The sequence below is a fragment of the Croceibacterium ferulae genome, assembly GCF_003660445.1.
In the GTDB taxonomy this organism is placed as follows: Bacteria; Pseudomonadota; Alphaproteobacteria; order Sphingomonadales; family Sphingomonadaceae; genus Croceibacterium; species Croceibacterium ferulae.
Window position 1 is genome coordinate 60075 of record NZ_QZVQ01000012.1, and the last position, 26573, is coordinate 86647.

24 protein-coding genes and 1 tRNA gene are annotated in these 26573 nt (G+C 65.5%); 16 read left to right on the forward strand and 9 right to left on the reverse strand.

Translation table 11 applies throughout. The features are described 5' to 3' along the window. The first annotated feature begins 84 nt into the window (after window positions 1-84). Window positions 85-2763, forward strand: coding sequence for an alanine--tRNA ligase (gene alaS / locus D5S08_RS14115; protein ID WP_121119670.1), 2679 nt, complete (start codon window positions 85-87; stop codon window positions 2761-2763). A 49-nt stretch (window positions 2764-2812) separates the two neighbouring features. On the opposite strand, the gene D5S08_RS16735 is transcribed toward alaS, so the two are convergent. Further along, complete coding sequence (locus tag D5S08_RS16735; protein WP_155522978.1) at window positions 2813-2989, reverse strand: hypothetical protein; 177 nt, start codon at window positions 2987-2989, stop codon at window positions 2813-2815. Between the two features lie 69 nt (window positions 2990-3058). Next, on the reverse strand, window positions 3059-4810 hold the full coding sequence (locus D5S08_RS14120) for a cation:proton antiporter domain-containing protein (RefSeq protein WP_241557425.1): 1752 nt from the start codon (window positions 4808-4810) through the stop codon (window positions 3059-3061). Between the two features lie 141 nt (window positions 4811-4951). Between D5S08_RS14120 and putP the strand changes: the two genes are divergently transcribed. Genes putP through rsmD form a run of 3 tightly spaced genes read left to right on the forward strand, consistent with a single transcriptional unit; the run spans window position 4952 to window position 7919 of the window. Continuing rightward, a complete protein-coding gene (gene putP / locus D5S08_RS14125; RefSeq protein WP_121119726.1) occupies window positions 4952-6433 on the forward strand; it encodes a sodium/proline symporter PutP in 1482 nt (493 codons plus the stop codon). A gap of 35 nt (window positions 6434-6468) precedes the next feature. Further along, entirely contained in the window at window positions 6469-7377 is a 909-nt protein-coding gene (locus tag D5S08_RS14130; protein ID WP_121119728.1) for a pseudouridine synthase, read from the forward strand. Continuing rightward, window positions 7374-7919 (forward strand): 16S rRNA (guanine(966)-N(2))-methyltransferase RsmD, encoded by a 546-nt coding sequence (gene rsmD, locus D5S08_RS14135; RefSeq protein WP_121119674.1) that lies wholly within the window; start codon window positions 7374-7376, stop codon window positions 7917-7919. Before D5S08_RS14130 ends, rsmD begins: the two co-directional genes overlap by 4 nt. Before the next feature lie 52 nt (window positions 7920-7971). Here rsmD and D5S08_RS16490 read toward each other — a convergent pair whose 3' ends face one another. Next, window positions 7972-8469, reverse strand: a complete 498-nt coding sequence (locus D5S08_RS16490) for a hypothetical protein (protein ID WP_126665569.1) — start codon at window positions 8467-8469, stop codon at window positions 7972-7974. A gap of 275 nt (window positions 8470-8744) precedes the next feature. Here D5S08_RS16490 and D5S08_RS14140 point away from each other — a divergent pair, with 275 nt between their 5' ends. Beyond that, entirely contained in the window at window positions 8745-11048 is a 2304-nt protein-coding gene (locus D5S08_RS14140; RefSeq protein ID WP_421757471.1) for an ATP-dependent helicase, read from the forward strand. Window positions 11049-11091: 43 nt separating this feature from the next. Here D5S08_RS14140 and D5S08_RS14145 read toward each other — a convergent pair whose 3' ends face one another. Continuing rightward, window positions 11092-12534, reverse strand: coding sequence for a DEAD/DEAH box helicase (locus tag D5S08_RS14145; protein WP_121119676.1), 1443 nt, complete (start codon window positions 12532-12534; stop codon window positions 11092-11094). Window positions 12535-12673: 139 nt separating this feature from the next. Then, on the reverse strand, window positions 12674-13153 hold the full coding sequence (locus tag D5S08_RS14150) for a hypothetical protein (RefSeq protein WP_126665570.1): 480 nt from the start codon (window positions 13151-13153) through the stop codon (window positions 12674-12676). 178 nt (window positions 13154-13331) lie between these two features. On the opposite strand from D5S08_RS14150, the gene D5S08_RS14155 reads away from it, so the two are divergent. Together D5S08_RS14155 and D5S08_RS14160 are read left to right on the forward strand one after the other, a co-directional pair. Further along, window positions 13332-14804, forward strand: a complete 1473-nt coding sequence (locus tag D5S08_RS14155) for an FAD-binding oxidoreductase (RefSeq protein WP_121119680.1) — start codon at window positions 13332-13334, stop codon at window positions 14802-14804. 77 nt (window positions 14805-14881) lie between these two features. Further along, entirely contained in the window at window positions 14882-15706 is an 825-nt protein-coding gene (locus D5S08_RS14160; protein WP_121119682.1) for a SapC family protein, read from the forward strand. Window positions 15707-15936: 230 nt separating this feature from the next. Here D5S08_RS14160 and D5S08_RS14165 read toward each other — a convergent pair whose 3' ends face one another. Then, a complete protein-coding gene (locus tag D5S08_RS14165; protein WP_241557426.1) occupies window positions 15937-16884 on the reverse strand; it encodes an N-formylglutamate amidohydrolase in 948 nt (315 codons plus the stop codon). A gap of 122 nt (window positions 16885-17006) precedes the next feature. Here D5S08_RS14165 and D5S08_RS14170 point away from each other — a divergent pair, with 122 nt between their 5' ends. The 3 genes from D5S08_RS14170 (at window position 17007) to D5S08_RS14180 (ending at window position 18923) form a co-directional block, all read left to right on the forward strand. Next, entirely contained in the window at window positions 17007-17390 is a 384-nt protein-coding gene (locus D5S08_RS14170; RefSeq protein WP_121119684.1) for a response regulator, read from the forward strand. A gap of 87 nt (window positions 17391-17477) precedes the next feature. After that, window positions 17478-17552 (forward strand) — tRNA-Val (locus D5S08_RS14175). Window positions 17553-17699: 147 nt separating this feature from the next. Continuing rightward, window positions 17700-18923, forward strand: coding sequence for an NADP-dependent isocitrate dehydrogenase (locus tag D5S08_RS14180; protein WP_121119686.1), 1224 nt, complete (start codon window positions 17700-17702; stop codon window positions 18921-18923). Between the two features lie 55 nt (window positions 18924-18978). Here D5S08_RS14180 and D5S08_RS14185 read toward each other — a convergent pair whose 3' ends face one another. Next, the gene (locus tag D5S08_RS14185; protein ID WP_121119688.1) at window positions 18979-19179 is read right to left on the reverse strand and encodes a hypothetical protein; all 201 of its coding nucleotides are present in this window, start codon (window positions 19177-19179) and stop codon (window positions 18979-18981) included. A 138-nt stretch (window positions 19180-19317) separates the two neighbouring features. On the opposite strand from D5S08_RS14185, the gene D5S08_RS14190 reads away from it, so the two are divergent. Next, a complete protein-coding gene (locus D5S08_RS14190) occupies window positions 19318-21015 on the forward strand; it encodes an AmpG family muropeptide MFS transporter (RefSeq protein ID WP_121119690.1) in 1698 nt (565 codons plus the stop codon). Between the two features lie 57 nt (window positions 21016-21072). Here D5S08_RS14190 and D5S08_RS14195 read toward each other — a convergent pair whose 3' ends face one another. Then, window positions 21073-21543, reverse strand: coding sequence for an Hsp20 family protein (locus tag D5S08_RS14195; protein ID WP_121119692.1), 471 nt, complete (start codon window positions 21541-21543; stop codon window positions 21073-21075). A 164-nt stretch (window positions 21544-21707) separates the two neighbouring features. Here D5S08_RS14195 and grxC point away from each other — a divergent pair, with 164 nt between their 5' ends. From grxC to D5S08_RS14220, 5 genes are all read left to right on the forward strand, one after another. Next, window positions 21708-21971 carry a glutaredoxin 3 gene (gene grxC / locus D5S08_RS14200; protein ID WP_121119694.1) on the forward strand — a complete coding sequence of 88 codons (264 nt, stop codon included), beginning with the start codon at window positions 21708-21710 and terminating at the stop codon, window positions 21969-21971. Then, the gene (locus D5S08_RS14205; protein ID WP_121119696.1) at window positions 21972-22808 is read left to right on the forward strand and encodes a carbon-nitrogen hydrolase family protein; all 837 of its coding nucleotides are present in this window, start codon (window positions 21972-21974) and stop codon (window positions 22806-22808) included. Next, the gene (locus tag D5S08_RS14210; protein WP_121119698.1) at window positions 22809-23306 is read left to right on the forward strand and encodes a DUF1178 family protein; all 498 of its coding nucleotides are present in this window, start codon (window positions 22809-22811) and stop codon (window positions 23304-23306) included. It abuts the gene before it with no gap. Between the two features lie 242 nt (window positions 23307-23548). After that, window positions 23549-23929, forward strand: a complete 381-nt coding sequence (gene mobC, locus D5S08_RS14215) for a plasmid mobilization relaxosome protein MobC (RefSeq protein WP_121119700.1) — start codon at window positions 23549-23551, stop codon at window positions 23927-23929. Next, entirely contained in the window at window positions 23926-25272 is a 1347-nt protein-coding gene (locus D5S08_RS14220) for a relaxase/mobilization nuclease domain-containing protein (RefSeq protein ID WP_121119702.1), read from the forward strand. Before mobC ends, D5S08_RS14220 begins: the two co-directional genes overlap by 4 nt. A gap of 14 nt (window positions 25273-25286) precedes the next feature. Here the strand turns inward: D5S08_RS14220 and D5S08_RS14225 are convergent, their stop codons facing one another. Beyond that, a complete protein-coding gene (locus D5S08_RS14225) occupies window positions 25287-26408 on the reverse strand; it encodes a Fic family protein (protein ID WP_121119734.1) in 1122 nt (373 codons plus the stop codon). Window positions 26409-26573: the final 165 nt, after the last annotated feature.

Genomic DNA, 26573 nt, shown 5'->3' on the forward strand with positions numbered 1-26573 from the left:
CGATCCACGGCATCGGCGCGGTGCGGGCTTGCCGGTTGATCCTGCTTGCCGCCGGCCATTCCGCCGCTTAATCCCGGCAGCGCAATGACCTCCACCAACGACATCCGCCGCACCTTCCTTGATTTCTTCGGCCGGAACGATCACAAGATCGTGCCGTCAGCCCCGCTGGTGCCGTATAACGATCCCAGCCTAATGTTCGTGAATGCGGGCATGGTGCCGTTCAAGAACGTGTTCACCGGGCTGGAGGCGCCGCCGGCGCCACGCGCCACCTCCTCCCAGAAGTGCGTGCGGGCAGGGGGCAAGCACAACGATCTCGACAATGTCGGCTACACCGCCCGACACCTGACCCTGTTCGAGATGCTGGGCAATTTCAGCTTCGGCGATTACTTCAAGGAACAGGCGATCGAGCACGCCTGGACGCTGGTCACCCGCGAGTTCGGCCTTGCCGCCGACCGGCTCTGCGTCACCGTGTATCACACCGATGACGAAGCGGCCGATCTGTGGCGTCGTATCGCCGGCCTGCCCGACGACCGCATCATCCGCATCGCCACCAAGGACAATTTCTGGGCGATGGGCTCGGACGGCCCATGTGGCCCCTGCTCGGAAATCTTCTGGGACCACGGCCCGGATGTCGCCGGTGGCCCCCCGGGATCGCCGGACGAGGACGGCGATCGTTTTGTCGAGATCTGGAACCTGGTGTTCATGCAGCACCTGCAGGAGGCCGACCAGATCGTCGCCGATCTGCCGCGTCCGTCGATCGACACCGGCATGGGGCTGGAACGCATCGCCGGTGTGCTGCAGGGCGTGCATAATGTGTTCGAGACGGACACCTTCCGTACGCTGATCACCGCCAGCCAGGATGCCGTCGGCGCGCATGCGGACGAGGCGACCATCGCCAGCCACCGCATCATCGCCGATCATCTGCGTTCCACCAGCTTCCTGATTGCCGACGGCGTGCTGCCGGCCAACGAGGGGCGCGGCTATGTGCTGCGCCGGATCATGCGCCGCGCCATGCGCCATGCGCATCTGCTGGGCGCGGGGCAGCCGCTGATGCACCGGCTGGTGCCCACGCTGGTGCAGGAGATGGGCCAGGCCTTCCCCGAACTGCCCCGCGCGCAGGCGCTGATCACCGAAGTGCTGGAGCGGGAGGAAACCCGTTTCCGCCAGACGCTGGACAAGGGCTTGCGGCTGCTGGACGAAGCGACGACCGAACTGGGCGAGGGCGACAGCCTCCCCGGCGCGACGGCCTTCCGTCTCTACGACACGTTCGGTTTCCCCTACGATCTGACCGAAGATGCCCTGCGCGATCGCGGGATCGCGGTGGATCGCGCCGGCTTCGATGCCGCCATGGCGGAGCAGAAGGCGGCGGCGCGTGCGGCGTGGAAGGGGTCGGGATCGTCTGCCGACAGCGAGCTGTGGTTCGACATCCTGGAACGCAGCGGCGCCACCGAGTTCACCGGCTATACCGCCACCAAGGGTGACGGGCAGGTCGTGGCGCTGATCATGAACGGCGTGGAGGTGGCGGAGGCTGCCGCGGGCGACGAGATCGTCATCCTCACCAACCAGACCCCCTTCTATGGCGAGAGCGGTGGCCAGGTGGGCGACAGCGGCACGGCCACAAGCGACGCGGGCCTGCTGATCGAGATCACCGACACTGCCAAGCCGCTGGGCAAGCTGCACGCCATGCATGGCCGCGTGGTCACCGGAACGGTGCGGAACGGCAGCGACATCCACTTGGCAGTCGATGTGGAGCGCCGCGACGCGATCCGCGCCAATCACTCGGCCACGCACCTGCTGCATGCGGCGCTGCGCAATCATCTGGGTGACCATGTCACGCAGAAGGGATCGCTGGTCGCGCCGGACCGGCTGCGCTTCGACTTCTCTCACCCGCAGCCGCTGACCGCCGCGCAGATCGCCGCCGTGGAAGCTGAGGTGAACGCCGAGATCCGCTTCAACGAGCCGGTAACCACCCGGCTGATGAGCCCCGACGACGCGGTCGCGGCGGGCGCAATGGCGCTGTTCGGCGAGAAGTATGGCGAGGAAGTGCGCGTGCTTTCGATCGGCCGGGCGGACTGGAATGCCAGCGGGCGGACCTACTCGGTGGAACTTTGCGGCGGCATCCATGTGAGCGCCACGGGCGATATCGGCCTGTTCCGCACCATCGGCGAAAGCGCGGTCAGCTCCGGTGTGCGCCGGATCGAAGCGCTGACGGGTGAGGGTGCGCGCAACTGGGTGGTCGGCCGCGAGGAAGCGTTGAAGAGCATCGCCGCGACCGTGAAGACGACACCGGAAGATGCGCCCTCGCGCGTAGTAGCGCTGCTTGACGAGCGTCGGCGGCTCGAGCGTGAACTCGCCGAGGCGAAGAAGCAACTGGCGCTTGGCGGAGGTGGCGGCACGGCGGCGGCACCGGCGGAGGACGAGGAGATCGCCGGCACCCGCTTCGCCGGGCAGGTGATCCAGGGCCTGGAAGCCCGCGAACTGCGCGGCCTGCTGGATCAGGCCAAGCAGCGGATGGGATCAGGCGTCGCTGCCATCGTGGCGGTCAATGAAGGGCGCGCCGCCATCGCGGCCGCCGTGACGGAGGACCTGATCGGCCGTTTCGATGCGGTGCAGCTGGTGCGTGCCGGCGTCGAGGCGCTGGGCGGAAAAGGCGGCGGCGGACGCACCGACATGGCGCAAGGCGGCGGTCCGGATGGCGATCGCGCGGCCGAGGCTCTGGACGCTGTGCGCGCAGTTCTCACCGGCGAGACTGTCGCCGGTTAGACCCTGCGAGTGTCAGCCGCCTGCCCGGATGCAGGCGGCTGACACGGCGTTAGCTGCGATTGCCGGACGTGCCGCGAGTTTCAGGTTCGCTGCCTCGGGCGACATCACCCTTCATGTCGCGATCCTTCCGCCCTTCGCCGACAGGGCCGGCGCCTTCGCCGGTCTGCTTTGCCGGGCTGGTGCCGGAATCGTCCTGACGGTCGGCGGGGTTGGTCTTCTGGCTCATCGCCTCTCTCCTGTTCTGGTGATCGAACGGGAAACGCACGAGTGCCGCGCTTGGTTCATATCGCGCGTCTCAGCCTGCCGTGCTGGTGCGCAGCTTGGGCTTGTGGTTCAGCGCACCCCCCTGCATGATCGCCTCCCGGAACTCGTCGCGCTTCTCATGAATGGAGGCGATGACCGGTCCTATCGCCACGCCCAGGTCCACCAGCACCGCCTCCGACAATTGCAGGCTGCTTTCCAGCGTTTCCGGCACGGCGGTCGTGGCACCGCTGCGGTACAGTTCGCCGGCATGCTCCGGGTCGCGGGCGCGCGCGATGATCGGCAGATCGGGATAGGCGGAGCGCAGCTTGCGGGTGATGCGTTGGGCCAGCACGGGCTCGTCCATGGTCAGGATCACCGCCGGTGCCTGCGCCAGGCCCAGCCGCTCCAGCGCGTCGGTCCGCGCGCCATTGGCGAACACCGCATTGTATCCTTCCCGCCGGCTGCGTTCGGCCATGTCCGCATCGGCATCGATCGCGATATATGGCTTGCCGTGGTGGCGCAGCATATCCGCCACCAGCCGTCCCACGCGCCCGCATCCGATGATGATGGCGCGCGGCTCGTCCCCCTGATCGGCCGCCTCGGGCATGGAGGGGGCCGGATCCACCCGCCGCCCGATCAGCCGACCCAGCGCCGCCAGCAGCGGGGTGACCGTAAGCCCGATCGCGGTGACCATCTGCCAGAACTGTGCCGTTCCCGGCTGGATCAGCTGGGCAGTCGCGGCGGTGGCCAGCACGATCAGCGTGGTTTCCGACGGGCTCGACATCAGGATGCCGCCCTCCGTCGCCGTGCTGAGGCGGGCCCCCATGATCCGCAGCAGCACGCCCGTGACCACCGCCTTCAGCGTCAGCACGCAGACGACCGCAAGCGCGACGGGGCCGAGATTGGTCCAGAGTTCGACCAGGTCGATGCCCATGCCGACCGTGAGCAGGAACACGCCCAGCGCCAGGCCCTTGAACGGTTCCATGATCCCTTCGACTTCGACATGGTACTCGGTTTCGGCGATCAGCAGGCCGGCGATCAAGGCACCGAAGATTGGTGACAGGCCGATCAGTCCGGTGGCAAGGCTGGCGCCGATCACCACCAGCAGGCTGGCCGCCAGGAACAGTTCGGGGCTCTTGGTCCGGGCCGCCTGGGCGAACAGATGCGGCAGGGCATAACGACCAATCACCATCATCCCGGCGACCACCACCGCCCCCAGCAGCAGCGTGTCGATCAGACCGTCCACCCCGTTGGTGTTGGCGATGGGGGCAAGGGCGCCCAGCAGGAAGATGATCGGCACGATCGCGATATCCTCGAACAGCAGCATCGCCAGGGCCGCGCGACCAACCGGGGTCTGTGTGCCGGCCATCGGCAGCACCAGGGCGGTGGAGGACAGCGCCAGCGCCAGGCCCAGTCCCAGCGCGCCAGTCCAGTACTGCCCCAGCAGGAACAGCAGACCGGCCAGCAGACAGGCATTGATCAGCAGTTCCAGCGCACCCAGCCCGAACACCAGCCGGCGCATGGCCCACAGCCGGTTGAAACTGAGTTCCAGGCCAATGGTGAACAGCAGCAGCACGATGCCGAATTCGGCAAACGGAGCCAGGCCTTCAGGATCGGTGATGGTGACCCAAGTCAGCCAGGGCTGTTCTGGCACCAGCCGGCCCAGACCGAACGGGCCGACCAGCAGGCCGACCAGGACGAAGCCGATGATGGGCGTGATACGAAAGCGGGCAAAGACCGGGATGACGATTCCGGCGGCGCCAAGGATGACCAGCGCGTCCGACAGGGTAGGGGATATGTGCATTGCGTGCATGGCGCGCACTATCGGGAAAACCGCAGGCAACACAATGTTTCATAAGTTCGCCTGCCAAGGCCTGCGCGCCAGATGGCTGCGAATGTCGGGCCGCCGGTTCACAGCGCGAAGTGCGACTGTATGCTGCCCGCCATGCAGCCAATGACAATTCTTGCTCTCGCCTTCTATTTCGTCCTGATGCTCGGCATCGGGCTGTTCGCCTGGAAGCGTTCGACCGCCGATAGCGAAGGCTATCTGCTGGGTGGGCGCGACCTCCACCCGGCCGTGGCCGCCCTGTCCGCCGGTGCGTCGGACATGTCGGGCTGGCTGCTGCTGGGCCTGCCGGGCGCGTTGTACCTGTCGGGTCTGTCGGAGCTGTGGATCGGCATCGGCCTGTTCGCAGGCGCATGGGCCAACTGGCTGCTGGTCGCGCCGCGATTGCGGCAGCAGACGGTGGAATACGGCAATGCGCTGACGATCCCGCAATTCCTGGCCAACCGCTTCCCGGAGCGGGCGGTGGCGCTGCGGGTGGTATCGGCGATCATCATTGTGGTGTTCTTCGCGGTCTATTCCGCTGCAGGCCTCGTCGGCGGGGGCAAGCTGTTCCAGACCAGCTTCCTCCAGAGCGGGGCGCTGGGCATGGAGCCCTACATGCTGGGCGTCTGGCTGACGGCGCTGGTGGTGCTGGCCTATACGATGGTGGGCGGTTTCCTGGCGGTAAGCCTGACCGATTTCGTGCAGGGCTGCATCATGGTGCTGGCGCTGATCATCATGCCCCTGGTGGTGATCGACAGCGCTGGCGGCTTCGTCGCCACCGGCGAAGCGTTGCGGCAGGCGCAGCCCGGGTATCTCGAGATGTTCAGCGGTATCGGCGTGATCGGCTTCTTCTCCGCAATCGCGTGGGGCTTGGGCTATTTCGGGCAACCGCACATCATCGTCCGCTTCATGGCGGTGCGCGAAGGCGGCATTCCGACGGCGCGCCGGATCGGCATGAGCTGGATGGCAGTGGCGCTGGTCGGCGCGCTGGGCGTCGGGCTGGCCGGGCGGGCTTATGTCGCGGGCGACCCGGCGATCACGCTGGCCGATCCGGAGACGATCTTCATCCTGCTGGCGAACACCCTCTTCCACCCCTTCGTCACCGGCTTCCTGCTGGCGGCGCTGCTGGCAGCGATCATGAGCACGATCTCCTCGCAATTGCTGGTCGCCTCCAGTTCCCTGACGGAGGATTTCTACCGCCTGTTCCTGCGCAAGAACGCCAGCGAGCGCGAGATGGTGGATGTGGGGCGGATCTGCGTGGCGCTCGTGTCCATCGCGGCGATCGTCATCGCGGCGGATCCGGACAGCGGCGTGCTGGCGCTGGTCAGCAATGCCTGGGCCGGCTTCGGCGCTGCGTTCGGCCCGCTGATCGTGCTGGCGCTGACCTGGCGCGGCATGACGGGCAGCGGTGCGCTGGCCGGGCTGGTCACGGGGGCGACGGTCGTGATCGGCTGGATCGCGCTGGGCTGGAACGCCAGCTTCCTTGGCGGGCCGGGCGTGTACGAGATCATCCCCGGCTTCGCCCTTTCCTGGCTGGCGATCGTGACAGTCAGCCGGCTGACCCGGTCGGGGGCGCGCACGATCCAGACTGCAAGATGATTGGCGCTGCGGCGCATCGCCGCTATGCGCCGGGGATGGCCGAACAGGAACAGGATCGCACGGGCGAGCGGATCGCCAAGCTGCTGGCGCGCGCCGGCGTCGCCAGCCGTCGCGAGATCGAGCGGATGATCGCCGATCGCCGGATCGCACTGGATGGTGTCACCCTCGACACGCCCGCAACGATCCTGCCGGATCTGCGGGGCATCACGGTGGATGGGCAGCCGGTTGCCGAGCCTGAGCGCACCCGGCTGTTCCGGTTCCACAAGCCGGCCGGCCTGCTGACGGCGGAGCGCGATCCTGCCGGTCGGCCGACCATCTACAACGCCCTGCGCAATGCACTGCCTGCCGGAACGGGGCGGCTGATGCCGATCGGCCGGCTCGATCTCAACACCGAAGGTCTGCTGCTGATGACCAATGACGGGGAGTTCAAGCGATTGCTGGAGCTGCCGGTCAACGGCGTCCCGCGCACCTACCGCGCACGCACCTTCGGCGATATCAGCCAGGCGCAGCTGGAGGAGCTGATCGAGGGGATTACTGTCGAGGGTGTCCGTTACGGCCGAATCGACGCCAATCTGGAACGCAGCACTGGGCGCAACCAGTGGATCGAACTGACGCTGAGCGAGGGCAAGAACCGTGAGGTTCGCCGCGTGCTGGAGCATCTGGGCCTGCAGGTCAGCCGCCTGCTGCGTACCGCCTACGGACCCTTTCCGCTGGGCGATCTGGCCCGCGGTGCGGCGGACGAGGTGCCCCGCGAGGTGACGGATCGCTTCGCCGGGTCCTTGCGCAAGCAGGCCGGCAAGCAGGCGGCAAAGCCTGCGCCGACGGGTACGCCCGGCGGCTCTGGCGGACAGCCGCAAGGCCGGCCGCCACGACGTTCGGCGGTGCCGCAGGGCAGCGACCGGGGACGTCGGCCCACGGGCACACGCCGCGGGAAGCCGCAATGAGGATCATCGCCGGCGAATGGCGCCGCCATACCTTGCGTGCTCCGAAGGGCGAGGCAACCCGCCCCACGGCCGATCGCACGCGCGAGACGTTGTTCTCCATGCTGGCAAGCCGCTTGGGCACGTTCGAAGGGCTGGCGGTAGCCGATCTGTTTGCCGGATCGGGCGCACTGGGTCTGGAGGCCGTGTCGCGTGGCGCTGCAACGTGCCTGTTCGTGGAGCAGGACGCTGATGCGTTGCGGGTGCTCAAGGACAACATCGCAGCTCTGCGTGCAGGAGGCCGGTGCACGGTGCATGCAGGCTCCGCCACGCAGATCGGAGCGGCGCGGCAGATGATGGATCTGGTGCTGCTGGATCCGCCTTATGGCAGCGGTGCGGGCGCGGTCGCGCTTGACCGCATGGCGCGCCTTGGCTGGATCAGCCCGGCCACCTGGGTGGCCCTGGAAGTCGCCGCCAAGGAGGAGGTGCGGTTGCCGGCCTTCACCATCGATGCGGAGCGGAAGGTCGGGTCGGCCCGGATCGTGCTCGCCCGATTGTCCGACTGACACGGTGCAGGGCCGCCTCGGACGAGGCGACCCTGCAGGTCATGTCAGTGGTTCAACGTGCGCCGCGATTGACGCAGCTATCCGTCACGGTGCGGCTGCAGGTCGGATACTGGGCCGGGCTTGAGTGACCCGGTGTTGCCTGAACCATCTGGTTGCCGCCGGATTGCGACTGCCCCGCCGGACGCGTCGTCGTGCCCATCGTGGTCGCCGACCCACCGCTACCCATGCCAGAGCCGGTCGTGCCGGACGGCGGCATCGTTCCCATGCCCGAACCTGCGCCCGTCCCGGAGCCCATCGTGCCGACCGGCGGGGTAGTGCCGGTGCGCGGCATGTTTGTCTGAGTCGGCGCGGAAGAGCCGGTGCCGGGCGTCGTGGTGCTGGAAGGTGGGGTAGTCGTGCCGGGTTCCCGCATCGGGGTGCCACTCGGCGAGGTGGTCCGCGGCGTAGTCGACTGCGTTCCGGTGTTGGTTCGCGGCGTGGTCGTGGTGGAACCGGTGGTCGACTGACCGGGCATGCTGCTGCCGGTGGTGCCGCCAGACGAAGGGGGCATCGTCTGCTGCGAACCGGACGGTTGTGTACCCGTGCCGCCCTGCTGTTGGGCAATGGCAGGCGTGAAGGCAATGGCGACTGCACCAATACTCGCGAAAACAATGTTTCTCATTATTTCTCTCCCAGAAGCGCTGGAACTTGTTCAGTGTGGCCGGAGAACGCCTTGTACTGCTCGATAGTTCCGCTGCCGGTCCTGTAATAAGAACGCTTGGAGGAGTATTGGCGGACGGGACTGGCAGGGTTGCCACTCACGGCGATGTTCCCTAACTGTTCGCTGTGAACAGCGAAGCCGCCCCTCAGACCATCTCCCAGGACAGCGCCCCGGCCTGGCTGACGAGATTGAACGCGCCGCAGCGCGATGCCGTGCTGACCACCGAAGGTCCGGTGCTGATGCTGGCCGGCGCCGGCACGGGCAAGACCGCAGCACTGACGGCACGGCTCGCCTGGCTGGTGGGCACGCGACGTGCATGGCCATCCGAGATCCTGTGCGTGACCTTCACCAACAAGGCCGCGCGGGAGATGCGCCACCGCGTGGGCGCGCTGATCGGGGATGCGGTGGAAGGCATGCCTTGGCTGGGCACGTTCCACTCGATTTGCGCGCGGATGCTGCGTCGGCATGCCGAACTGGTGGGCCTGCAGCCCAACTTCACCATCATCGATACGGACGACCAGTTGCGGCTGTTGAAGCAACTGATTGTCGAGAACAAGCTTGACGACAAGCGCTGGCCCGCGCGGCAGCTGGCGAGCCTGATTGACCGGTGGAAGAACCGCGGCCTCAATCCCGACCAGCTGGATGCGGTGGAGAACGAGGCGTGGGCCAATGGCAAGGGCACGCAGTTCTACACGCTGTACCAGGCGCGCCTGCGGGCGCTGAACGCCTGCGACTTCGGCGACCTGCTGCTGCACATGCTGAACATCTTGCGTAACCATCGCGACGTGCTGGAGCAGTATCAACGCCGCTTCAAATATGTGATGGTGGACGAGTATCAGGACACCAATGCTGTCCAGTATCTGTGGCTGCGGCTGCTGGCGCAGGAGCGGCGCAATATCTGCGTGGTGGGTGATGATGACCAGTCGATCTATTCGTGGCGCGGCGCGGAAGTCGCCAACATCCTGCGCTTCGAGAAGGATTTTCCCGGCGCGGCCGTGATCCGGCTGGAGCAGAATTACCGCTCCACGCCCGAGATTTTGGCGGCAGCATCCGGCCTGATCGCGGCGAACAGCGAACGGTTGGGCAAGACGTTGTGGACGGAAGCCGGCGGCGGGGACAAGGTTCGCGTGATCGGCGTGTGGGATGCGGCCGAGGAAGCCCGGCGTGTCGGCGAGGAGATCGAACGGCTCGAGCGCGAGGGCGCGCCCTTGAACAAGGTCGCGATCCTGGTGCGGGCGCAATATCAGACCCGCGAGTTCGAGGACCGGTTCGTCCAGATCGGCCTCAACTACCGCATCGTCGGCGGTTTCCGCTTCTACGATCGGGCGGAAATCCGGGATGCGCTGGCTTATCTGCGGGTGATCGCGCAGCCGAGCGACGATCTGGCCTTCGAGCGGATCCACAACCAGCCCAAGCGCGGCATCGGTGCCAAGACGCTGGAGAAGATGCACAGCCATGCCCGGGCGACCGGCCTGCCGCTGGCCGCGGCGACGCTGGAGCTGGCGGATAGCGACGAACTGCCCGCGCGTGCAGCTGGGACCATCGCCGGGCTGATGCGCAGTTTCCTGCACTGGCGCGGGATGGCGGACACGGTCACGCCATCGGAACTGCTGCGCACGGTGCTCGAACAGTCAGGGTACGATGCAATGCTCAAGGCGGAGCGCTCGGTCGAGAGCGGGCAGCGGTCCGAGAACCTGACCGAGCTGGCGCGTGCCATGGAGGAGTACGAGACGCTCGGCGATTTTCTGGAACATGTCAGCCTGGTCATGGACAACGACAAGGCGGACGACACGGAGAAGGTCACCATCATGACCATCCATGCCGCCAAGGGGCTGGAGTTCGACAACGTGTTCCTGCCCGGGTGGGAAGAGGGCGTGTTCCCCAGCCAGCGCGCGCTGGACGAGGGCGGTCTCGCCAGCCTGGAAGAGGAGCGGCGGCTGGCCTATGTCGCCATCACCCGCGCGCGCCGGCGCTGCACGATCATGCATGCCGCCAATCGCCGCATCTACGGCCAGTGGACCAGCTCCATTCCCAGCCGCTTCGTGGGCGAGCTGCCTGCCGCGCATGTCGTCAGCGAGACGACCATGACCGGCGGTGCCAGCCTGTGGCGGGCGAACTGGACGGAGACGGAAGATCCCTTCGCGCACCTTGCCGCCGCTGCGCCGGGGCGCGTGCAACAGCGTGGACCCGGCTGGCAGCGGGCCCTGGCCACCGGATATGAGACGGCGCCGGCGCGTGTGCGGGAAGCTACGCGATCGGCGGCCAGCTTCGCGGCCAAGCCGCGCACCGACATGGCCGCCGGCGCGCGTGTGTTTCACGACAAGTTCGGCTATGGTGCGGTGGTGTCGCAGGACGGCAACAAGCTGGAAATCGAGTTCGAGACCAGCGGGCGCAAGCGGGTGATCGACAGCTTTGTGAAGCTGGCTTGATCAGCGTGCTGGTGACCGATCGTCAGCGGCGCTGACGATCGGTTCAGCGGTGCACCAATTGGAGCGCTGACACACCCAGGAAGCCTGGAACCGGGCCGTTCCACTCGCCGGGCTGGCTGGGCCCTTCGGCCTGATAGTCGCGCCGCGGCGCGGGCTCTGTGCGCTGCGTGTACTCCGGCACAGGCTGACGCGCCTCTTCGCGGCGAGGCTCTGCGTGGCGCGGTTCCTCGCGGGCAGCTTCCTGCCGCGGCTCCTCGTGCCGTGCCTCGCTCCGGCGCGGGCGTCGTTCGCGCCGCGGCTTCTCCGCAGGTGCAGGTGCGGGTGCCGGCGCGACTACCGGTGCCGGCGCGGCTTCGGCTGCAGGCTCAGCCTCGTCCAGCGTAAAGACGGGAATCTTCAGACCGGTCAGCTTCTCGACATTGCCGATCGCCTCCGCATCCTCGCCCGCCACGAAGGTGAAGGCACGGCCCTTTGCGCCGGCGCGACCGGTGCGGCCGATCCGGTGGATATAATCGTCCGGATGCCACGGCGTGTCATAGTTGAAGACGTGGCTGACACCCTTGATGTCCAGCCCGCGCGCGGCGACGTCGCTGGCCACCAGCAGGTTGATCTTGCCCGTCTTGAACAGGTCCAGTTCGGCCATCCGGCTGGCCTGGTCCATATCGCCGTGGATCTCGCCACTGGCGAAGCCGTGCTTGCGCAGGCTCTTGTTCAGGTCGCGCACCGTGGTCTTGCGATTGGCGAAGATGATGCCGGTCTGCACATCCTCCTTCAGCAGCAGGCTGCGGAGCACGTCCTGCTTCTTGCGGGAGGTGACCGCAACCTTGAACTGGGCGATGTTGATGTTGGCGGTCGCCGGCCGTGCAACCTCGATATATTTCGGGTTGGTCAGGAAGCGGTCGGCCAGCTTCTTGATGGGCCCGGGCATCGTGGCCGAGAACAGCAGGGTCTGCCGGGTGGCGGGCAGCTTCTCGCAGATGAACTCGATATCGGGGATGAACCCCATGTCGAGCATCCGGTCGGCCTCGTCGATCACCAGCAATTCGCAGCCGGTCAGCAGGATCTTGCCACGTCCGAACAGGTCCATCAGCCGGCCGGGGGTGGCGATCAGCACGTCGACGCCTTCGTCCAGCGCCTTGACCTGGTCACCCATCTGGACGCCGCCGATCAGCAGCGCCAGCTTCAGGTCGTGATTGGCGCCGTACTTCTCGAAGTTCTCGGCCACCTGCATCGCCAGTTCGCGCGTCGGCTCCAGGATCAGCGACCGGGGCATGCGCGCCCGGCGGCGGCCGTGACTGAGGATGTCGATCATCGGCAGCACGAAGCTGGCGGTCTTCCCCGTGCCGGTCTGCGCCACGGCGATCAGGTCCTTCATCATATGGACCTGCGGGATGGCTTGCGCCTGGATCGGCGTCGGCTCTGTATAGCCGGCCGTTTCCACGGCACGCAGAAGTTCGTCGGAAAGGCCGAGATCGGCAAAGGTCATGAGGGCAAGAATGTCCGGTATGGCGGCCGGTTTCCATCGGATGCCCGGCAGGTAAATGCCGCCCGCTTGCAGGCGACTGTCAATCTGCGCCTATGCACGGACTGCCGAAACAGTCAAGTTTTACCGGATCAAACTGCCGTTAGCGGGAGACGGTCACAAGTTGCTGCAAGCTGGTGAGCTGACAATCCGATCCGTCACGAGCGTGCACGTGGTCGCGCCGGACGCACAATTGCCCGTCAGCACTATTTTCCATATAGAACCCGGCATAGAAGTGTTCCGCGCTGCATCCGTCTGTCAGCGCCGCTGTCAGCACGCGGCGGTCACGCATGAACAGCAGGAGCCGATTGTCGCGGGTGGGCTCTACCCCGCCGATCGCGGCCACAGGCACGCAATCCCCGGCCGGTTGCTGCACCAGTCGCCGCGGCACGGGCTGCCGCCGATCGGAGGTGCCCGGGGCGACGCGGATGATGACCCTGCGTTCGATCCGCACCTGGCCCGCCGCTGGCCCGCTGATCACATCCTCCACCGCGCCGGCCAGCACAGACGATGGCTGGTCGGAAACGACGGGAAGCAGCAGGGCCGCCAATGGAGCCGTGGCAAGAAGGATCGCACTGTTCATCGGCTGGTGAAGGGCACCCGCGAGCTCCATCAATTATCGCGCCAAGGGCAGCGGTCTTACAGGCAAATCTAGGCTGATCGTTTGAATATCGGCTGAACCTGCAGGAGAACCGTCCCGCCGCCTGCCCCAGTGTTGGCAAGCGCCTTGCAATCGGGGTCCTGCATGGCATTGACCGGCAATGGCCGATAACACTGTTTTCCTGTCCGCCGCCGCAGACCTGCTGGGGCCGCGGGGGCTGATCCGCGATCGCCAACTGATGCAACCCTGGCTGACCGATTGGCGCGGTCGCTACACCGGACAGGCGGTGGCGCTGGCCGCTCCTGCCAGCACGGAAGAGGTGGCAGCGCTGGTACGGCTTTGTGCCCGTCATGGTGTGCCGATCGTGCCGCAGGGCGGCAATAGCGGCATGTCCGGCGGGGCGACGCCGGATGGCAGCGGTACGGCGCTGCTGCTTTCGCTCCGGCGCATGAATGGGATCACCCGGCTGGACGCAGATGCCCGGGAGGCGAGTTGCGAGGCCGGCGTGGTGCTGCAGACGCTGCATGAAGCGGCGGAGGCGCAGGGGTTGCGCTTCCCGCTGACGCTGGGCGGGAAGGGTTCGGCGACGATCGGCGGCCTCGTCTCCACCAATGCCGGTGGCACGCAGGTGTTGCGGCACGGTTCGATGCGGGCACAGGTTCTCGGGCTGCAGGCGGTGCTGGCGGACGGGTCGGTGTTCGATACCCTGACCCCGCTGAAGAAGGACAATCGCGGGTTCGATCTGAAGCAGCTGCTGATCGGGTCCGAAGGCACGCTGGGCATCGTGACCGCCGTCACCGTACGACTGTTGCCGGCACTCGCGGCCCGGCAGGTCCTGTGGGTGGGGCTGGGCTCCATCGGGACGGCAAGGAACCTGCTGCTGCTTGCCGAACGGCTGGCTGGCGAGGCGCTGGAAGCTTTCGAAGTGCTGCCGCTGCACAGCCATCAGGCGGTGCTGGCGCATGTGCCGGGCACACGCAGTCCGCTGGCGCAGGACCATCAATGGTATGCGCTTATCGAATTGGCGGGTGACGCGGCCCGCGCCGATGGTCTGCCCGATCTGGCACAGGCGCTGCTGGAGCAGGGTTTTGAGGCCGGCCTTGTCGAGGATGCGACGATCGCCGCCAGCGAAGCGCAGGCGGAACAGTTCTGGACCTTGCGGGAAGAGATCAGCGCCTCCGAGCGCGCGATCGGCCCTGCCATGCAGCACGACATCGCCGTGCCGGTGGCCCGCATGGCCGACTTCGTGGCGCATGCCGTGCCGCTGACGGAGGCCCGCTTTCCCGGCACCACCGCCATCGCCTTCGGGCATTTGGGGGATGGCAATGTGCACTACCATGTGATCGCGCCGCCGGGGAGTGAACGTGCCGCCTGGGAGGGAGGGGAGGGCAAGGTAATCAGTGCCTTCGTTCACGACCTTGTCACCGAATGGGATGGCACGATCAGTGCCGAGCATGGCATCGGTCAGATGAAGGCGGACGAACTGGTCCGGCTGGCCGATCCGGTGCAAGTGGCCATGATGCGCGCGGTCAAGCAGGCGCTGGATCCGCAAGGTCTGCTCAACCCGGGCAAGCTGCTGCCGGTTGCGATGCCCGCGCCCAGCGCGCTTGCGCCCGCCCCGACCGGCGATTAAGGCACCGGTTCATCTTTTTGCGGAGGGGGGAACCTTCGCGAAGCTGAGCACCACGCCTGTTACCGGAGAGTTCGACCATGGCCAGCGCGCCGCAAGCCAATCTGCCCCTGTTCTACAAGGATCTGATGCCGCTCAACAGCCGCGATCATGCCGGCTGGCGTGCGCGCAGCGTGGATCGCGCCGGCTGGGCCGCCGGCCAGCATGCCATTCCAATCACCGTCGACGAGTTCGCGCAGGCGCAGCGTCACTTCCCCATCGTGTTCTCTGCCGGCGACAACCCGGTGCCGCTGGCGCTGATGGGCCTGAACGAAGGCATCAACGTCTTCTTCGACGAAGAAGGCAAGGCGACCGAGGATTTCTACGTCCCGGCCTATATCCGCCGCTACCCCTTCCTGCTGGCCAAGCTGGACCGCAGTTCCGACAATCTGTCGCTGTGCTTCGATCCGACCAGCGACCTGGTCAGCGAGTCCGATGAAGGTCAGGAGCTGTTCACGGACGGCCAGCCGAGCCAGCACACGCAGTCGCTGCTGCAGTTCTGCGAGCGGTTCGAGGAAGCCGGTCTGCGCACGCAGGCGTTCGTTTCCGAGATCGAGAAGGCCGGCCTGCTGATGGATGGCGAAGTGTCGATCCAGCGGAACGACCAGCCTGACGGCCAGCCCTACATCTATCGCGGTTTCCGCATGATCAATCAGGAAAAGCTGAAGGAAATGCGGGGCGATCAGCTGCGCAAGTGGAACGAGAGCGGCCTGCTGCCGCTGCTGTTCGCGCAGATCCTGTCGCTGGACCTGATGCGCGTGATCTTTGCGCGGCAGACCGCCATGGGCAAGGGCCCGGGCGCGAATGCTACTGGCAATGCCGGTGGTTCGCTGGACGAAGCGGCCGCATCGCTGCCGGGCAACTGATCGGCCGACGAGGCGTGGCGCCTATGCGGCAAGTGCGTTGCTGCACCTGCAAATAAGCGCCACCCGGGTCTTGCATTAGGTTCGCAACAGCCTATCTGGGCATTGTCTGATCGGCGCTCCCCTCATGGCCCGATCAGATGGGCACCACAGGCTTCGGCCTGTGACGTGCCTCCTCCCTGAACCTTGGCCACCTCGTGCATCTGCACGAGGTGGTTTTTTATTGGGGTCGGCTATTCCGCTGCGATCTGTGCAGTTCTGGCGGCCGACGCGGTCAGTTCGGTGGCGAGCCGCTGCACCAAGGCCGCAACGTCGTCGACCACGCGGGGCAGGCCCGGCCCTGCGTCCTGCAGGCGACTGTCCAGATATGCCGTGCGGCACAGTTCGAGCTGCACGGCCTGAATGTGTCGGACCGGTGCGCCGTGGCGATCCAGGACGTAGCCTCCGGCATAAGGGCGATTATGCGCCGGGCGCCGGCCGCACCGTGCCAGCTGTTCGATCGCCACGGCCGCCAGTTCCGGTGCACAGCTCGCGCCGAACCGGTCACCGATGACGCAATCTGCCGCATCCGAAAGGCCACGCGGCGACAATGGCGGCATGGAGTGCAGGTCCAGCAACAGCACCGTGCCCCATTGCGCCCGCATGCGCGCCAGCGCGCTGCCAAGCGCTTGATGATACGGGCGGTGCACCCGCGCGAGCCGCTCCTCCACCTCCCATGCCGCCAACTGTCCGCGCCACAGCTCTCCCAGGCCGGACAGGCGGCGCGGCACCAAGCCCAGTCCGCTGCGCGCCCGGCTGCTGGCGACATGCTGCGGCGGCCCCGGCCATGGCCGTGCGACCATGTCCCAGTCCATGTCGGCCGGGCCGCGATTGAGATCGACAAGGGCCCGCGGGGCGTGGGCCACCAGCAGCGCCGCGCCGGTCCGCCGCGCCACCGCGCGGCCGACAAGGTCGACCAGCCGATCCTCCAGTCGCAAGCTGGCGACAGCGGGTGAGCGCATCCGGGCGGTCAGTTCGGGCGGGTAGTGGCGGCCGGCGTGCGGGACGGCGATCAGGATGGGCAAGGGCAGGTCGGCCGGCATGTCCAGCGTGAAGGCGGGCTGCCCGTCCATGCCGGGGATGGTCGCTGGCGGGGTAACGGCACCCGGCGATCCGCCGGCAGCCGGCAGGAAACCGGTCATCCGTTGCAAGCTGACGACAAATGACAGCCAAGTCAAAGGCTGCGCGGTCGCGGCGCTAAGGAAGTGTCAACCTGTGTGTGCTACATTGCCTGTCAGATGACAGACTCCCGAACCGCTCGCCCATGACCATACGCATCCTGCTGGCGGAGGATGACGCCGCGATGCGGCATTACCTCACGCGCGCGCTGCAACAGGCCGGCTACGAGGTCGACGCGGTCGACCGCGGCACTGCGGCGGTGCCGCTGCTGCAGGATGGCGAATACGATCTGCTGCTGTCCGACATCGTGATGCCGGAAATGGACGGGATCGAACTGGCCCAGCGATGTGCGCAGATCAGCCCGCTCACCCGGGTGATGTTCATCACCGGCTTCGCCGCCGTCAGCCTGGCCATGCAGGACGGGCGCGGGCAGCCGGCGCGCATGCTGTCCAAGCCGTTCCACCTGAAGGCACTGGTGACCGAGATCGAGCGGTTGTTCGCCCAGGACGTGCCATCCTTGTCCTATTAGCGGCAAAGCCTCTTGCCATGCTGCCCGGACGGCGCTAATCGCGCCGCCTGCCCCGGTGCTGATGCGCCGGTGCAACCACGATGGTGCGGGCGTATAGCTCAGTGGTAGAGCACTATGTTGACATCGTAGGGGTCGCAAGTTCAATCCTTGCTACGCCCACCATCGCGCAAAAGCCCCGCCGATCCCCACCGGATCGCGGGGTTTTTTCTTGTGCTGCCGGCCGCTGACGGGCCGCTCCTTGCCTTGACGGACACGGCTCCGTAAGGACGCGGCCAGAACCTACCCGCAGCAGCAGACAGGATGAACCGCATGGCGAAGATCAAGGTCGCAACCCCCGTCGTGGAGATCGACGGCGACGAGATGACGCGCATCATCTGGCAGTGGATCCGCGAGCGGCTGATCCTGCCTTACCTCGATATCGATCTGAAGTATTACGACCTTGGCATGGAGAAGCGCGACGAGACGCGCGACCAGATCACGATCGATTCCGCCGAAGCCATCAAGCAGTATGGCGTTGGCGTGAAGTGCGCCACCATCACGCCGGACGAGGCGCGGGTGGCAGAGTTCAACCTGCACGACATGTACCGGTCGCCTAACGGCACGATCCGCAACATCCTGGGCGGCACGATCTTCCGAGAGCCGATCGTGATCCAGAACGTGCCCCGCCTGATCCCGGGCTGGACCGATCCCATCGTGGTCGGCCGTCATGCCTTTGGCGACCAGTATCGCGCGACCGACTTCCTCGTCCCCAGCGCCGGCACGCTGCGCCTGGTGTTCGAAGGCGAGGATGGTCAGGTGATCGACAAGGAGGTCTACCAGTTCAAGGCCCCCGGTGTCGCACTGGCGATGTACAATTTGGATGATTCCATCCGCGACTTCGCGCGCGCCAGCTTCAATTATGGCCTCGACCGCGGCTGGCCGGTGTACCTTTCGACCAAGAACACCATCCTCAAGAAGTATGACGGGCGCTTCAAGGACCTGTTTGCCGAGGTGTTCGAGGCCGAAGGCTTCGCGGAGAAGTTCAAGGCAGCCGGTATCGTCTACGAGCACCGCCTGATCGACGACATGGTCGCGTCCGCGCTGAAGTGGAACGGCAAGTTCGTTTGGGCCTGCAAGAACTATGACGGTGACGTGCAGTCCGACCAGGTGGCGCAGGGCTTCGGCAGCCTGGGCCTGATGACGTCCGTGCTGATGACTCCGGACGGCAAGACCGTGGAGGCCGAGGCCGCCCACGGCACCGTGACCCGCCACTATCGCCAGCACCAGGAAGGCAAGGCGACCAGCACGAACCCGATCGCCAGCATCTTCGCCTGGACCCGTGGCCTGATCTATCGCGGCCGGTTCGACAACACGCCGGACGTGGTACGCTTTGCCGAGACGCTGGAGCGGGTCTGCATCGAGACCGTCGAAAGCGGCAAGATGACCAAGGATCTGGCGCTGCTGATCGGGCCCGAGCAGGCCTGGTTGACCACCGAGAAGTTCTTCGAGGCGATCGTCGACAATCTGGAAAAGGAAATGGCGAACTGGGCCTGAGCCTGGTCAAGCCTGATATGACAGGGCTGCACGTCGGTGCGGCCCTGTCTGTCGTTCAGCCCTGACGACGCTCACGAGGGTGGGGGAGGCGTTCGGCCGCGTGCTCATCCTCGGCAAACTCCATCCAGCCCGCTGCATCCCGCACCATCTCCTTGCCGCACCGATCGCAGGTGGTGCGGTAGTCGACGCTGTCATGCCACACCCGATGGCGATTGATCAGGTGCCCTTTTGTGGTGCAAAGAAGCTTCGTGAACATGGGCAATCTTCCGTTGTGCGACACGGCTAAGCTGGTTTTAACGTCTGCTAGCATACAATGCTGCACTTGCGAAGGCGGCCCCTCCCGCGGCATTGCGGCCTTAGCGAGATCGCCCGGTATCGGTACACTCCCGAAAGGATGAATGGTTTGCTGACACGCCGATCAAGATCGTGGCTGCGTGTCCTGCGTTCATTGAGTCAGCGCAAGACTGGCTTCATGGCGCTGTTCGGTTTCGCTTCCGGACTGCCCTTCGCGCTGTTTCTGGGCACGCTCTACGCCTGGCTTAGCGAGGCCGGCGTGGACCTGGAGACCATGGGCGTGTTCTCCCTGATCGGGCTCGCTTACGCTTTCCAGTTTCTCTGGTCACCAGTGCTGGACCGGGTCAATCTGCCCGGCCTGAAACGGCTGGGCAGGCGCAAGCAATGGATCGTGCCGGCCCAGGTGCTGCTCGGCGCAATTCTCGTGACCATGGCGGGGCTCGATCCGGCGGTTTCGCTCGGCTGGTTCTCCCTGTTGGCAGCGATCGGCGCCTTTGCCAGCGCGACGCAGGATATTGCCATCAATGCCTGGCGGATCGACATCGCGGACGAGGATGCTCCGCTGGAGATCCTGTCGACCGTCCACCAGATGGGGTTCCGCATGGCATCTCTGGTCGGTGGCGCTCTGGGCCTGATCATCGCCGCGCGGATCGGCTGGCCGCAGACCTATCTGTTGATGGGCGCCGTGCTGCTGGCGATCGGTACTGTCGGCCTGTTTGCACCCGATGCGCAGGCCAACCGCGCCGCCGGCGAGAAGGAGGAGGAGCGCGCAGCGCTGACCCGTCCGGGCCAGTTGATGCCGCGTGTCCGGAACCTGGCTCTGCTGGCAGTCAGCCTGTTGTGGGCCTGGGCCCTGGGCACCGTGGGCCTGTTCATGTTCCGGTCAATGACCGCTCTGCCGGAGAACCGCCCCGATCCCACGCTGTTCACCGCCACCTATGGGCCGCTGATCGTGATCGCGACCATTGTGCTGCCGGCACTGATCGCGGCCTGGCTGGTGAAGCTGCAGCGTGACGGGCGCCATGTCGTGCCTGAGGGGCAGGAGGTGGATGACGGCAACGTGATCGGCAATCATCTCTACCGCGCGCTGATCATGCCTCTGGTGGAGTTTGTCGGCAGGATGGGCTGGTCGCTGGTGCTTATCCTGGCTCTGGTGCTGACGTACCGCATCTGCGACGCGGTCTGGGGCACGTTCGCCTACCCGTTCTATCTGGGCGAGCTGCAATACAGCAATGACGAGGTTGCGGTCGCTTCCAAGTTCTTCGGTGTGGGCGCCATCATGCTGGGGCTGGCGCTGGGGGGCTGGCTGCTGACGGTGCTGGGTCGGTTACCGACCTTGACACTCGGCGCCGTGCTGGCCGCGGCGACCAACCTGCTTTACGCCGATCTCGCCATCGGCGGGGCGCGGATGCAGGCGGTGAGCGATGCGGTCGGCTTCACCTGGGCCGTGCTGCAGTTCCCCGGCGGCAGCGAGCGGCTGGCGCGGCTGATGATCACCATCGGCATGGAGAACCTGGCGGTGGGCATTGCCAGCGCCGCCTATGTGGCCTGGCTCTCCTCGATCGTCGCGAAAGGGCACAGCGCGGTGCAATATGCCCTGCTCGCATCGCTGACGCTGCTGGTCGGCACTCTGGGACGCGGCGCGTTGGGCCAGATGATCGAGGAGCGCGGCTATTACGAGGTGTTCGTGTTCGTCACCTGGATCGGCGGAGTGGCCGTGGTGCTGTGCCTGCTGGAATGGTTGCGAGAGGCGCGCGCCGGCCTTCGCTCGGGTGTGGTGGCGCCGGAGCCGGTATAGAAAGGGGGCGGTCGCCTCTCGGCGCCGCCCCCGACTTCGGTTCACATCAGGCGTGGATCAGGCAGCGTCAGCCTGACCCGTGCCGTCCTGCACCACTTCCAGCTTGCGCTCGCCCCCGATGCGGATCTTCTTGGGCCGCATCGCCTCGGGCACTTCGCGCAGAAGGTCGATCATCAGCAGACCGTCGGCCAGTTCGGCATGCTCCACCCGCACGAAATCGGCGAGTTCGAAGCGCCGCTCGAAGCCGCGATTGGCGATGCCGACATGCAGCATCTGCCCGTCGGCGTGCTCGTCACGCTTGCGGCCGTGCACGACCAGCAGGTTCTGCTGCGCGGTGATGTCGATATCTTCCGACCGGAACCCGGCGACGGCCAGGGTGATGCGGTAGGCATCCTCGCTCCGTCGCTCGATATTGAAGGGCGGGAAATTGTCGCCACCCTGCGTCCTGCCCTGGTTCTCCAAGAGGTCGAACAGCCGGTCGAAGCCGACGGTGGAACGGCGATAAGGGGTGAAATCGAAACGGTTCATCAGAACAAATCCTCCACTTGAGCAATTTGACATGGTCGGGCCTGCCCATGCAGCACCCGGTTGCCCCCGACGCCCGATTGCGGCACGCTGGGAACGGACGAAAGATATGGTCTGTTGAGGTGGCTTCAAGAGGTCTGCAACAGGCCCAAAGCACGAGGTGTCGCATGAGCCAGCCCGAGATCGAAATCTACACCAAGGCCTTCTGTGGCTACTGCCATCGGGCCAAGCGGCTGCTGGACAGCAAGGGAGTCACCTACACCGAACACGACATCACCATGGGCGGACCGAAGCGGGTCGAGATGCTGGAGCGCAAGCCCGATGCCTCCACCGTGCCGCAGATCTTCATCGGAGGGCAGGCGATCGGCGGGTCGGATGAGCTCGCCCGGCTTGATCGCGACGGCAAGCTTGACGGGCTGCTGGGTCTGTAGATGACCCGCGTCGCCGTGCTGCAGATGACGTCCGGCATTGATCCGGATGCGAACGCAGCCACGATAGTGCGGGCCATGGCCGATGCTAAGGCGGGTGGGGCGGCGATGCTGTTCACGCCCGAAATGTCGTTGCTGATCGATCGTGACCGCGTGCGCAGCCGGGCGCAGATCAGGACGCAGGAGAACGATCCCCGTCTGCAGACGCTGAGAGATGCCGCCGCCCGTGAGGGTATATGGCTGGCACTGGGCTCCATGGCGGTAGCTACGGCCGAGCCGGCGGCGGAGGGCCTGCTGGCCAACCGGTCGCTGTTGATCGGCGCTGATGGCAACATCGCGGCGTCCTATGACAAGATGCACATGTTCGACGTGGCGCTGGCCGATGGGGAGACGTGGCGCGAGTCGGCTGCCTATCGGCCCGGGGATGGCGCGGTGACCGTGCCCGACACGCCCGTCGGCCGGTTGGGCCTGACCATCTGCTACGACATCCGCTTTCCTGCCTTGTTCGATGTGCTGGGTCAGGCGGGCTGCGACGTCATCGCCACGCCGGCTGCCTTCACGGTCCCGACCGGTCAGGCGCACTGGCACCTGCTGCAGCGTACCCGTGCGGTGGAGGCAAGCGCCTGGGTGATTGCCGCGGCGCAGGTCGGTCAGCATGCGGACGGGCGGACGACCTACGGCCATTCGCTGGTGGTGGACCCATGGGGCGAGGTGGTGCTGGACATGGGCGGTGGAGGGGCAGGGCTGGGGTTCGCCGAAATCGATCCGCAGCGGACGCTGGCCGTACGGGCGCAATTGCCCAGCCTTGCCAATCGCCGGGCTGTCTCTACAGCGCGATGAATGATCGTCTACGACCTCCAATGCGAACATGGCCACCGGTTCGAAGGCTGGTTCGGATCGTCCGCTGATTTCGACGGTCAGCAGGCGCGCGGGCTGGTGAGCTGCCCGCATTGCGGATCGGCCGCGACCAGTCGCGCGCCGATGGCGCCGGCCGTCGGTCGCAAGGGCAACCAGGCGGTCGAACGGGTCCGACCGGCACCAGCGCCGCAGGCTGCTGGTGGCGGTGTCCCGGCACCGGCGGTGACGCGTGGTCCCATGCCGGCCGAAGTGGCGCAGGCGCTGGACGTACTGGCTCGTGCGCAGGCCAAGGCGCTCTCCCAATCGACCTGGGTCGGGAAGGCCTTCGCCGAGCAGTCGCGCGAGATGCATTATGGCGAACGCGACGCGGCGCCGATCCACGGACAGGCCAGCGTGGAAGAAGCGCGCAACCTGCTGGACGAAGGCATCGCAGTGGTGCCGCTGCCATTTCCGGTCAGCCCACCGGACAAGCTGAACTGAGCACCTGCCTTGGGTCGGCGTGGCCGGAGGGTGGTGCGCCTCGGCGAAGATGTTTCGAACCAATTGTTCCGAACTCTTGAGGACTGGAACCGTTGCCTGATCGACACCTCGCTCGGTCCAAAGCCAGCTGAGCCAGCCACCTAGCGGCTAACCGCCGCCCAAAATCACAACCTTTATGCCGTGCAGCCTGCATCCCCCCGGATGCGGGCTGTCGTCGTTTAATCTCACTTTTCATCAAAATCATGTCCGACAAACGCTCCTTCAGGCGGCCAGCGCCATTCTCGCTGCGCCTGACGCCAGAGGAGCGTCTTCGACTGGAGCGGGATGCAGGGCATCAATCCGTTTCCGCCTATATCAAGTCTCGCCTGTTCGACGGCGCTGCCGCCCCTGTGCGGACGCGTGGGCTGTCTCCGGTGGACCGCGCGGCTCTTGCGGAGGCGCTCGCGAAGCTGGGTCAGTCCCGCATCGCGAATAATCTCAATCAGCTTGCCCGCGCCGCCAATGTGGGGGCGCTCGATCTCACCCCTGAGTTGGAAGCTGAGCTGCAAGAGGCCTGCGCCGCCGTTTTAGATATGCGCGCCCTGCTGGTTCAGGCCGTCGGCCTGTCGGAGGGTCGATCATGATCCTCAAGGCCAGTCAGCGTGGCGGCGGTAGAGATCTGGCTGTCCATCTGCTTAAGCCCGAGAACGAGCATGTTGAGGTCCATGAGGTGCGGGGCTTCTGCTCGGAGACTGTGCTCGGGGCCTTCAAGGAAGCTCAGGCCATCGCCAGTGGCACCAGATGCCAGCAGTATCTCTTCTCCGTATCCCTCAACCCGCCGGAGACAGCCTCAGTGCCGGTGGACGCCTTCGAACGTGCGATTGACAGGATTGAGGATCAACTGGGCCTGACGGGCCAGCCGCGTGTCATCGTCTTCCATGAGAAGGAAGGCAGACGGCATTGCCATGCCGTCTGGTCCCGGATCGATGCCGAGACCATGACAGCCCGGCAGATGTCGCACTTCAAGATGAAGCTCAATGCGATCTCCAAGGGCCTTTATCTGGAACATGGCTGGGAGCTGCCGCGCGGCTTCATAGACAAGGAGCTACGGGACAAAGGTAGCTTCGATCTTGCCCATTGGCAGCAATGCAAGCGCATGGGTCGTGATCCGAAGGCGCTCAAGGAAGCCATCCAGACTAGCTGGGCGATATCGGATACTAGGCAGAGCTTCGAAGCAGCATTGGAAGCCAAAGGCTTGTTCCTTGCCCGTGGTGATCGGCGGGCTTATGTCGCCGTCACCTATGAAGGAGAAGTTCTATCCCTCTCCCGGATGACGGGACAGAAGACGAAAGACATCGCTGCCCGCCTCGGCAAACCTGACGAGTGCCGGAGTGTCGAGGAGACAAAGCAGCATATCGCCGCCACCATCGCGCCAAAACTCCGGCATCTGCTGAACGAGAACGACCGGGCGAAGCTGGAGGCCATGCTGCCGCTGGAAGCCATGCGCATCACCATGCGCGACCAGCATCGCGAGTGCAGGCAGGAGCTAAACGACGCTCAGCGACAGCGGAGCGAGGCAGAAGGCAAGGTCAGAGCCGCAAGGCTGCGCAAGGGCGTCCCCGGGCTATGGGACCGGCTGACCGGAAGGCGCAAGGAAACGCTGCGGCAGAACGAGGCGGAGGCAAAAGAATGCCGTGCTCGCGACTGCACCGAGCGGCACAACCTCGTGCGCGAACAGCTGACGGAGCGGCGAGGCCTTCAGCGGCAGATTGTGATCGTGAGGAGCCTGTTTGCTGAGCGAGCAGAAGAACTAACCCGCGATCTGGCGCGGCAAGGCGCGGAGCAGGAAACCGAAGAGAGGAGCCTGAGCGATAGCTTCAACGGTACGTCGGGTGCGGAATCATCCACTCCAGCCCCGACAACGCCGCGCATCCTGCGAGGGCGATCTTTTGGCCACTCACATGATCGTGGAAGGCCGGAATTGTGATTGCTCTACGCCTGTCAGCTCCGGTCCGTATTAGGTGGCTGGGCTAAGCCGTAGCTCGTGCTGCGGCCTCCTGCCTCGCCTTTCATCAGAATTCCGCGCTGAACGAGATCATCGATATCGCGGGCGGCCGTATCCTGTGAGCATTTCGCGAGCTTCGCCCATTTGGATGAAGTCAGCTTTCCTTCGAAACCGTCCATAAGCCTGTTCAGCACCTTTTGCTGGCGTTCGCTGATCGGCTGTACTTTGATCCAATCCCAGAAGCGGGCTTTCGTAATGACGGCGGACAGCGTACCTTCAGCCCGGTCAAAAGCCCGGTCCAGGCATTCGAGAAACCATGCGAGCCATTGCGTGACATCAAGCTCGCTCTTCTGCGTTTGCTCCAGCATATCGTAGTAAGCGTTGCGCTCGGCCTGTATCTGAGACGACATGCTGTAGAAGCGCTGCGCGGTGCCTTCCGAACGTACGAGAGCAAGGTCGGCAATTGCACGGGCAATCCGCCCATTGCCATCTTCGAACGGGTGAATGGTTACGAACCAGAGATGGGCGAGGCCAGCTTTTAGGACCGGGTCGATTGCTTCCCCGCTTTCAAACCATCTCAGAAAGGCCGTCATTTCATCATCGAGCCGGGCGGCGGTGGGCGCTTCATAGTGAATTCGTTCCCGCCCGGTCGGACCCGAGACGACTTGCATCGGGCCGGCGCTTTCGTCCCGCCACGCGCCAACGATGATTTTAGTCATGCCGCTGCGCCCCGTCGGAAACAGCGCGGCATGCCAGCCAAAGAGCCTCTCCGGGTCAAGCGGCTGATCATATCGTTGCGTAGCGTCCAGCATCATTTCCACGACGCCTTCGACATCGCGTGCGGCTGGAACAAGCCCTGCGATATCCATTCCAAGACGGCGGGCGATCGATGAGCGGACCTGGTTCTGGTCGAGTTCCTCCCCTTCAATCGCGCTTGATTTGACGACATCTTCGGTGAGCGTATGAAGCATGGCTTCATCGCGGAGGGGAAAGCCGAGCGCCTCCATATGGCCGATCAGTCGGCCTTGACGATGTCGGACATGCGCAAGCTTGGTCGCAAGTCTCGCATCATCCCACCGGAATTCGGGCCAATCTTCACGTTCGTGTATGTAGGTCATAATCTCCGCACCTCTTGCGGAGATTATATCGGCCTTTCTCCGCATCCTGCAACCATAATCTCCGCATTCTATGCGGAGATTAGCCGCGATATTCTCCGCAGCGGATTGGTGATGTCTGCACGTGCCCGGTGCCAAGGCATCCTATAGAGCCGGCTCCTTCCTCGA

Bases quoted from the DNA above. Each gene is read 5' to 3' on its own strand.
- D5S08_RS16735 (WP_155522978.1), bottom strand. From the start codon at position 2,989: ATGAGCCAGAAGACCAACCCCGCCGACCGTCAGGACGATTCCGGCACC.
- D5S08_RS14210 (WP_121119698.1), top strand. From the start codon at position 22,809: ATGATCGTCTACGACCTCCAATGCGAACATGGCCACCGGTTCGAAGGC.
- D5S08_RS14195 (WP_121119692.1), bottom strand. From the start codon at position 21,543: ATGAACCGTTTCGATTTCACCCCTTATCGCCGTTCCACCGTCGGCTTC.
- D5S08_RS14165 (WP_241557426.1), bottom strand. From the start codon at position 16,884: ATGACCGGTTTCCTGCCGGCTGCCGGCGGATCGCCGGGTGCCGTTACC.
- mobC (WP_121119700.1), top strand. From the start codon at position 23,549: ATGTCCGACAAACGCTCCTTCAGGCGGCCAGCGCCATTCTCGCTGCGC.
- alaS (WP_121119670.1), top strand. From the start codon at position 85: ATGACCTCCACCAACGACATCCGCCGCACCTTCCTTGATTTCTTCGGC.
- D5S08_RS14220 (WP_121119702.1), top strand. From the start codon at position 23,926: ATGATCCTCAAGGCCAGTCAGCGTGGCGGCGGTAGAGATCTGGCTGTC.
- D5S08_RS14155 (WP_121119680.1), top strand. From the start codon at position 13,332: ATGGCCGATAACACTGTTTTCCTGTCCGCCGCCGCAGACCTGCTGGGG.
- D5S08_RS14150 (WP_126665570.1), bottom strand. From the start codon at position 13,153: ATGAACAGTGCGATCCTTCTTGCCACGGCTCCATTGGCGGCCCTGCTG.
- D5S08_RS14185 (WP_121119688.1), bottom strand. From the start codon at position 19,179: ATGTTCACGAAGCTTCTTTGCACCACAAAAGGGCACCTGATCAATCGC.
- D5S08_RS14130 (WP_121119728.1), top strand. From the start codon at position 6,469: ATGGCCGAACAGGAACAGGATCGCACGGGCGAGCGGATCGCCAAGCTG.
- D5S08_RS14145 (WP_121119676.1), bottom strand. From the start codon at position 12,534: ATGACCTTTGCCGATCTCGGCCTTTCCGACGAACTTCTGCGTGCCGTG.
- rsmD (WP_121119674.1), top strand. From the start codon at position 7,374: ATGAGGATCATCGCCGGCGAATGGCGCCGCCATACCTTGCGTGCTCCG.
- D5S08_RS14120 (WP_241557425.1), bottom strand. From the start codon at position 4,810: ATGCACATATCCCCTACCCTGTCGGACGCGCTGGTCATCCTTGGCGCC.
- D5S08_RS14190 (WP_121119690.1), top strand. From the start codon at position 19,318: ATGAATGGTTTGCTGACACGCCGATCAAGATCGTGGCTGCGTGTCCTG.
- D5S08_RS14160 (WP_121119682.1), top strand. From the start codon at position 14,882: ATGGCCAGCGCGCCGCAAGCCAATCTGCCCCTGTTCTACAAGGATCTG.
- D5S08_RS14170 (WP_121119684.1), top strand. From the start codon at position 17,007: ATGACCATACGCATCCTGCTGGCGGAGGATGACGCCGCGATGCGGCAT.
- D5S08_RS16490 (WP_126665569.1), bottom strand. From the start codon at position 8,469: ATGCCCCCTTCGTCTGGCGGCACCACCGGCAGCAGCATGCCCGGTCAG.
- D5S08_RS14205 (WP_121119696.1), top strand. From the start codon at position 21,972: ATGACCCGCGTCGCCGTGCTGCAGATGACGTCCGGCATTGATCCGGAT.
- D5S08_RS14180 (WP_121119686.1), top strand. From the start codon at position 17,700: ATGGCGAAGATCAAGGTCGCAACCCCCGTCGTGGAGATCGACGGCGAC.
- putP (WP_121119726.1), top strand. From the start codon at position 4,952: ATGCAGCCAATGACAATTCTTGCTCTCGCCTTCTATTTCGTCCTGATG.
- D5S08_RS14225 (WP_121119734.1), bottom strand. From the start codon at position 26,408: ATGACCTACATACACGAACGTGAAGATTGGCCCGAATTCCGGTGGGAT.
- grxC (WP_121119694.1), top strand. From the start codon at position 21,708: ATGAGCCAGCCCGAGATCGAAATCTACACCAAGGCCTTCTGTGGCTAC.